This is a genomic window from Rhizobium sp. UGM030330-04, assembly GCF_003208455.1.
Lineage (GTDB): Bacteria > Pseudomonadota > Alphaproteobacteria > Rhizobiales > Rhizobiaceae > Agrobacterium > Agrobacterium rhizogenes_A.
Genome location: NZ_QKML01000036.1, coordinates 1 through 3,891, shown reverse-complemented (window position 1 = coordinate 3,891; position 3,891 = coordinate 1). Strand labels below are relative to the sequence as shown.

At 48.3% G+C, this 3,891-nt stretch carries 4 protein-coding genes and 1 pseudogene; 1 reads left to right on the top strand and 4 read right to left on the bottom strand.

Translation table 11 applies throughout. The features are described from left to right. From N434_RS25235 to N434_RS25675, 3 genes are all read right to left on the bottom strand, one after another. Nucleotides 1-914 (bottom strand): hypothetical protein (locus N434_RS25235; RefSeq protein ID WP_146227721.1); only part of this gene is annotated, 914 nt, incomplete at its 3' end. Nucleotides 915-926: 12 nt separating this feature from the next. Next, complete coding sequence (locus tag N434_RS25230; RefSeq protein WP_141401705.1) at nt 927-1,850, bottom strand: hypothetical protein; 924 nt, start codon at nt 1,848-1,850, stop codon at nt 927-929. Between the two features lie 14 nt (nt 1,851-1,864). Beyond that, nucleotides 1,865-2,650, bottom strand: a complete 786-nt coding sequence (locus tag N434_RS25675) for a hypothetical protein (protein ID WP_141401706.1) — start codon at nt 2,648-2,650, stop codon at nt 1,865-1,867. Between the two features lie 594 nt (nt 2,651-3,244). Here N434_RS25675 and N434_RS26255 point away from each other — a divergent pair. Further along, nucleotides 3,245-3,469, top strand: a pseudogene (locus N434_RS26255) (hypothetical protein); the annotation flags it as partial. Here the strand turns inward: N434_RS26255 and N434_RS26030 are convergent. Then, nucleotides 3,365-3,891: uracil-DNA glycosylase (locus N434_RS26030; protein ID WP_210206063.1), on the bottom strand; the 527-nt coding region annotated here is incomplete at its 5' end. The pseudogene N434_RS26255 and the gene N434_RS26030 overlap by 105 nt on opposite strands.

Here is a 3,891-nt window from a genome sequence, read left to right as displayed (position 1 = left end):
GTCGTTAGTACGTTCCCCAAAAGAGGCTTGGTGAACGCGAATTCTTGGAATCTGAAATGGTAAAAGCGGGGTAAAGTGAATCCCGTATACCATAGGATTGTTGCGCTAACGATAAACGCCGTGTAACTAAACCGCAAGTGCTCGATCGTAATGGCACCAAGGTTATATCTGTAGGCATCAAACAAGAATACCGAGAGCACTACAATTAAGGTTGGTACTACAAAGTACGGAAGCTGATCGTCGCGTGAAACTCTCCCTTTTGTCCGCAGTAAAGAAGGACGCAACCAAACGCGATTGAGCAAGCCGAGAATAACCAAACAGATAGGGACAATTATCCACACCGAAGATAATTCCATTTCAAATGGAACCTCCCCAAACGTTGGAATAAATAAAGAAAAAACCGATCCTATCAACAGCAAAAGACTAGCGACCGTCCCAAATAACGAGGGCAAAATAAGCGAAAACATCCTTGCTGCGGTAATCGGTTTAATGATAGAACGTTCATGGAAACTAATGTGAAAAACTTTTGGGAGAATAACCCCGAAGTACAACGAAGCAGCAATACTCAGCAAGAAAGTTGCAAAGGGGACAGAAAAACTAATCCCTGTTGGAAATATCCCATGAGAAAAATAGTAACTCCCAACACCATAGATGAACATTAAAAAACCAAGTACCACCAGGGGTATTAAGAGATAAGGCATTTCCTTATCGCGGTCTGTCCCACCGGTTGTTCGATTCAAATAGGGTTGAATCAATAAAGGCAACCCCAAGGAATAATAGACCACGTAGATAAAAATGGCAACATCCAACGGTGAAGCCGTGAAGAAAATAATCCTAACAATAGAGAGAGGGAAAGCGAGGTGCAACAGGGTTGGCGCACCTCGGTATGTGTTGTATACGGTTTTCCAAGACATAACAGATATTGTTTAATATATCCAATGCACATCCTTCGCAGTAGTCGAATCGGAAGGTGTATTGCCCGCCGCAGTAATCGAATCCTGAAGGGTTTGTGGTACTACATCCTCTAAAAACTGTGACATCAGATCGTCCGAAAGTCCGAGTAAAACCCGATTCACAGTGTCTGTAGGGAGATTCGCCAGAAAGTCTTCCCGGCTCGTGGTCGTTTCCGTTTGGATGCCCACCTGCGCTAGATTTAACCTTAAAGTACTTTCAGGGAGGCTGGAAAAGAACTGTCGCAGAGACGTGCGGTCCAGAGTGTCTATAAGATTAATTAGATAGCGACTGGAACTATCCGTGGAGTCCGCGAATTCCACGGATGCGGACTCCGCTCTTCCACCCCCTGAACTATCTTGGAGATGATCCGCCACGACCTCATCTATCGCGGTTCCAACCCGGTCTAGGAGGTCTCTAATAGTCCACTCCGCCTCTATCATTTTCGTTCTAATAGCTGCTGCCGTGGCGTCTATGACATCGACCCCTCCAGCTTTATCGACCACAAGCCCCACAGCACCTCCTACGGTAGTGCTGGAACTTAGCAGACCAGCTAGGGAGTATAGTAGCACATGATGACCTAATGACGGCGGAATTCCCCCATACGGACGATTATAGGTGTCCCACCCCCAACTTATAGCTCCAAAAAAGCCCCCTATAAATGATCGAGCAACCCAATTCCCTATAAAGGGCCACAGCGCACCTTTCGTTTCTGCCATTTCAGCTTCGGTAAGCAGCGCAACTTGAAAGTTACTGTCCTTCCCGAAAATCGCTGCACGATCCGTTTCCGATAGCATTTGTCGCGTTACTTGATGGTCGCTGTCGGCAAGCATGGGCATCGCCATTGCCAAGGTAAGCGCACCTGTTGCGCAGGCAATTTTAGTGCGATAGTTTCGCATAATTATTCCAAACGTCAAAATGTGTGTACCCAACTGAACCCGATTTGCGAGCTACCGCCACCAGATAAAGTACCCATTAACCGCACATTCAGGGCAGTGTCTTTTGAAAAGTTATACCCTACCCCTAGCTGCAAATCGGTCTGCGTCTGGTATACCTCAGGTTGTTTATTCCCGTAATGACGATCCGCGCCCCTACCAGACCAGCGAAAGCCCGTTGCAAGCGTTACGCGGTTATTTGCCACAAAGGAAACGGAAGGACTCACCCAAAGCAATCCACCTGGACGCACGTCATGCTCACCGTTATTCCGTCGAAGACTAATCTGATACCCGGCGTCACATGAAAAAATGATGGGATCAATCGCTTTGTATGCCGTCATCCCTACTGTAAACGATTTTAAAAATACAACGTTGGTTCCGAACCTTTCCCACAAGGCCGCTTCCGTGGATAGGATAATCCCCGGCGTAGCGTCATCCTCTTTTAGGCGGTAATTAACACCTAACCAACTATCCCCAAACCGACCAATGTTCGTGACGGATGTTTCCGTTTTTTCAACAATGGTATCTCTGCTACGGACACGGACGCTGCTATATAAAAAACTCCCCCTCCCGTGCACTTCTATTTTTTTCGTAAGCCCATAATGAAACGATACCGTATTGATAAATACATCCTGACCAACCTTGTTGGTACCTACGATAAACCCACGCTTGGTTAAAAAACCCGACCGATTGCTATTTGAATACACGACCGATGCGTTAATTTTTGTTTTGCTTTTATGCGTTACCAAATCGTCAATCGACAATGGCAACTCCGCGTAAAGTACGTTCGGGAGTAAAACTAAAAGAGCGGTAGTAACTTCGCTACCAAGCGCGTTACACGCTCTACCTTCGCCTCGCTTCCCTATCCCACACAGCATTCCGTCCGCCTCGGTTTTGTCGTAGGAGCAACGCCCTGGCGTAGCGTGAATACCTGGGAGCTCCCTGCTCCGCCCAAATGAAAAATAAAATTACGTTAAATCATATTGTTATGTGATTAATGGTTGAGGTAGACCCCCAATTAGACCCCGATCGAACCGAAATTCGACCCGGAGCCGCAGGTGTCCGGATAGTTGAGCGCGGAAGAAAGGGGAGAGCGGGAAGACTCTCTGGGAGCGGGATGAGGGGCTATTGATCGAGCGCAGTCAAACGCCTCCGATGCTGGATCGGAGGGGCTCGATCACGGGGATGTAGCTGTATTTTGGCTATCTATGGCGGAGCAGGGATCAGCCAAAATAATGTGCGAAGGCGTCCGATAAAATCTAATAACTCTCCATATAAACATACAATCATGGTCCAGTAAAGTTCTTGGATGTCCAGTATAATCCGTGCATATTGGGGGTCTGATCGGGTTTTTACGCATGGAGTCCCCCCTTCATGGCAAGCGCCAGGAGGTGGGCTTGGGTAGCTTCTCTGACGTGGGGCTGGTCTGGCCGAGGCGCGGGGCGCGGGAGCGCACCGCCGAGTACCGGAGAAGCAGGTCAAGCGCGGCCCGGCGGATCGGACCGGAAGCACCCACCTTCACCACCTGTTCCGCTCGCTATGTCCGGGCGCACCGGCACGGCTGGACCAGCCCCAAGCATGCCCGGCAGTGGATGAGCACGCTCAAGACCTATGCCCGACCAGTGATCGGACCCAAGCGCGCTCATTTCTTCAATATTGTATATTGATCGTATTTGCTCAAGGAAGATATTTTGTCCTCCATAACTAGGATGCCTTACTTTCATTGCTTTGCAATGTCCCTTAATTCTTATCGCTGCCTTTTCAGCATCATTACCAATCGCAACAATCTTCTTAGGCTTTAAATAATCTACCAACATCTCCAGCAGCTCCTCTCCAGCCATCCTCTCCCTAGAATTATGCACTCGATTGCTAAAGGGGACACCTGGTTCATGTGGGTGCAGCGGAAATACGTTCCAAAGAAAGATGGGACTCGTTATTTGCTCAAGGACGCTCCAAATTACAGCCGCTGTTCTTTCCAGAATTGCTTGTCCCTTGATTAGACGAC

Coding starts and splice junctions, on each gene's coding strand:
- N434_RS25230 (WP_141401705.1), bottom strand. CDS start 1,850: ATGCGAAACTATCGCACTAAAATTGCCTGCGCAACAGGTGCGCTTACC.